Source organism: Kocuria sp., from assembly GCF_030536815.1.
Classification (GTDB): domain Bacteria; phylum Actinomycetota; class Actinomycetes; order Actinomycetales; family Micrococcaceae; genus Kocuria; species Kocuria gwangalliensis.
Genome location: NZ_JAUNPE010000218.1, coordinates 1 through 3,034, shown reverse-complemented (window position 1 = coordinate 3,034; position 3,034 = coordinate 1). Strand labels below are relative to the sequence as shown.

Below are 3,034 nucleotides of genomic sequence, written 5' to 3'. Positions count from 1 at the left end.
CCCACGAACGAGAAGAACGCCAGGGAGGTCACCGCGGTCAGGGCCATGAAAATACCCTTGTCCTCGGAGGTTTCGAACACCACGGTCTGGCTGAAGTCCGCGTTACCCTGGGACGCGGCCCAGAAACCGACCAGGATCACGATCAGCAGACCCGTGAGTTCAATGCAGGTGAGCACCACGTTGAGTTTCACGGACTCGGACACGCCACGCAGGTTGATGAGCGCCAGGACGCCCAGGAACACCATGGCCACCACGGTGATACCGAACGGGCTCAGATCCAGGTGGAAGCCCTTGGCGAAGTTGGATGCCACCGCGGACGACGCGGTAGCGGCCGATGTCAGGCCGGAACACAGCACCGCGAACGTCACCAAGAAGGTCATGAAGTGAATGCCGAAGGCCTTGTGCGTGTACAGCGCGGCACCCGAGGCGCCGGGGTACTTGGTCACCAGTTCAAGGTAGGAGAACGCGGTAATGGTGGCCACCACGAACGCGATCAGGATGGGCGCCCAGGCGGCACCGCCGATTTCGCCGGCAATGTTGCCGGTCAGTGCGTACACACCGGTGCCCAGGATGTCGCCCACGATGAACAACAGCAGCAGGCCGGGTCCCATGACCCGTTTCAGCTCGTGGGATTCGCCGGTTCTCGGATCGTTGCCTTTGACTCCCGCCGACGCCGCTGGGCCACCTTGGCCGGGGGATGTTTCGTTGCTCATGAGTACCTCTTGCTACAAATGGGCGCTGTCCACGACCGGCGGTGAGACCGAGGGTCGTGAGGCGGTGCCGAACGTAATTGCTACGTGAGGTCAATGTAGGCGATTCACGTCACCCTTGCCTAGGGCAACACGATGTGCAGAGCGCCCCGCACCTCGCAGAGAGGTACGGGGCGCTCGCGACGGCCGGAGCGGCGTCGTCGTGGGCGAAGAAATTACCGGACGCCGCGCATGAGGCGCGTGATGGGTTTGGCCAGCAGGAGCAGGACAATACCCAGGACCGCGGTGATGATGCCCAACGTGCCGAAGTAGGTGCCTTCGGTGTCGGTCGTGTAGTAGACCGCGAGCACACCGGAGAGCGTGGTACCGAGCGAGACCGCCAGGTTGTTCAGGGCGACCATTTGCGCCGGGTACTTGTTCGGAGCCAGCTTGGTGGTCAGGGACAGGCCCACGGGGGAGAGCATGAGCTCACCGAGCGTGGCGATCAGCAGGATCAAGGCGATCCACAACAACGGAACGGACACGTGGCCCACCATGGGCAGGAAGGTCAGGAACGCGGCGCCAATGAGCAGCAACGCCAGACCGAACTTGACCGGGGTGGTGGGTTGACGGCGACCCAGTTTGGTCCACACGGCGGCGAACACGGGTGCCAACAGGATGATGAACACGGGGTTGATCGACTGAACCCAGGACGGGGGCATTTCCCAACCGAAGAGGTTCAAGTTGAGGCGGGTGTCCGCGTAGATCGCGATCACCGTGAACTGCTGCTGGAACAGCGCAAAAAATGCCGCGGTGGCAATGAACATGGGGATGAACGACATCACGCGGGAGTGCTCGTCCGAGCTGAGATCTTTGTCGCGCAACAACAGGGCGAAGATCGCAACGGCCGCCACGATGACCACCACGGTGATGACGTTGGCGAGGTTTGCTGCGTTCAGGAGGCCGAGTAGCGCGGCCACGATGATGATGGCAACGGCAGCCAGGGCAATGGCGATCCACTTGCCGTATTCCGAGCGGGGCAGCGGGTTGGGCACGTGGTGCATCGACTGGGGGAGCTTGCGGCGAGCGCGCGTGTAGAGGATCAGACCGATGGCCATGCCGATCGCGGCCAGACCGAAACCGAAGTGGAAGCCCCAGGCGTTCCACGCGGCACCGGTCAGCAGCGGGCCGGCCAGACCGCCGATGTTGACGCCCATGTAGTAGAGCGAGAAACCGGCGTCACGGCGCGGATCCTCACGCTCGTAGAGGTGGCCGACCATGTCGACACACGTGGTTTTCAGGCCACCGGAGCCAATGGCGATGCAAATCAGGCCGATGGCCAAACCGACCACGTTGGGGATCAGAGCCAGTGAGATGTGACCGGCCATAATGAGCAGCGCGGAGTAGAACATGGTCCGTTCGGAACCGAGCAGTCGGTCGGCGACCCACGCGCCCAGGATCGAGCTGAGGTAGACGCTACCGCCGTACGCGCCCACGATGCCCACGGCCACGTTCTCGGGGATTCCGAGGCCACCGTCCGTAACGGCGTAGTACATGTAGTACAGGACCAGGCCCTGCATGCCGTAGAAGGAGAATCGCTCCCACATCTCCACGCTGAACAGGTGGGACAGCATGCGCGGCTGGCCGAAGAATGTTTTTCCGCTGGGATCTTGCGGAGCTATGTGCGAATTGGGGGTCACCGGCACGGTTGTGGCGCGCGGTTCCCCCGGGGTGTTGTGTGTCATAACGTCCAATTCTGCACCTGTTAGGGGAGCTAACGCGAAACTTCCGGGCCCTGTCGCCTGTGATCGGTCCGGTTTTGCCGGGCGGTCGGGCTCAGATGGGCGGTCCCGGGCCGTTTAACTTTTCTATGCTGGAGACATGTTTTCGTTACCCCACCCGAGTGTTCTCGACGACGCCCGTGCCATTTCTGCCGTGGATCCAGCGGGTCAGGGCACCGCCGCCACGCTTCTGAGCTATCCGGGGTTGCACGCGCTCGCGGCCCACCGAATTGCTCACCGTTTGTGGCACTCGCGGTGGGGGAAACTAGCAGCACAAACCATTGCGACCGCATCGAGCAGGGCCACAGGCATCACCATCCATCCCGGTGCCGTCATCGGTGAGCGGTTGTTCATAGACCACGGCAGCGAAGTGGTCATAGGTGAGACCAGCATCATTGGCGACGATGTCACCCTGTATCAGGGTGCAAGTTTCGTGGGCGGCGGAACACCCGGTCGACGTCACGCGATTGTCGGCGACGGCGCTCTGATTGGGTCGGGTGCCAAAGTTATCGGTCCCATCACCGTGGGTGCCGACTCGAAAATTGGGGCGGGTGCCGTCGTGAC

General features: G+C 62.7%; 3 protein-coding genes. 1 reads left to right on the top strand and 2 read right to left on the bottom strand.

Features of this window, described 5'->3' with window-relative positions:
* Together Q4E95_RS12340 and Q4E95_RS12335 are read right to left on the bottom strand one after the other, a co-directional pair.
* The coding region (locus Q4E95_RS12340) for an APC family permease (protein WP_303383583.1) at positions 1 to 611 on the bottom strand (611 nt) is incomplete at its 3' end.
* Between the two features lie 314 nt (positions 612 to 925).
* Positions 926 to 2,434 carry a peptide MFS transporter gene (locus tag Q4E95_RS12335; RefSeq protein WP_303383582.1) on the bottom strand — a complete coding sequence of 503 codons (1,509 nt, stop codon included), beginning with the start codon at positions 2,432 to 2,434 and terminating at the stop codon, positions 926 to 928.
* A gap of 136 nt (positions 2,435 to 2,570) precedes the next feature.
* On the opposite strand from Q4E95_RS12335, the gene Q4E95_RS12330 reads away from it, so the two are divergent.
* Positions 2,571 to 3,034, top strand: a 464-nt coding sequence (locus tag Q4E95_RS12330) for a serine O-acetyltransferase (RefSeq protein ID WP_303383581.1), incomplete at its 3' end; no start/stop codon positions are given.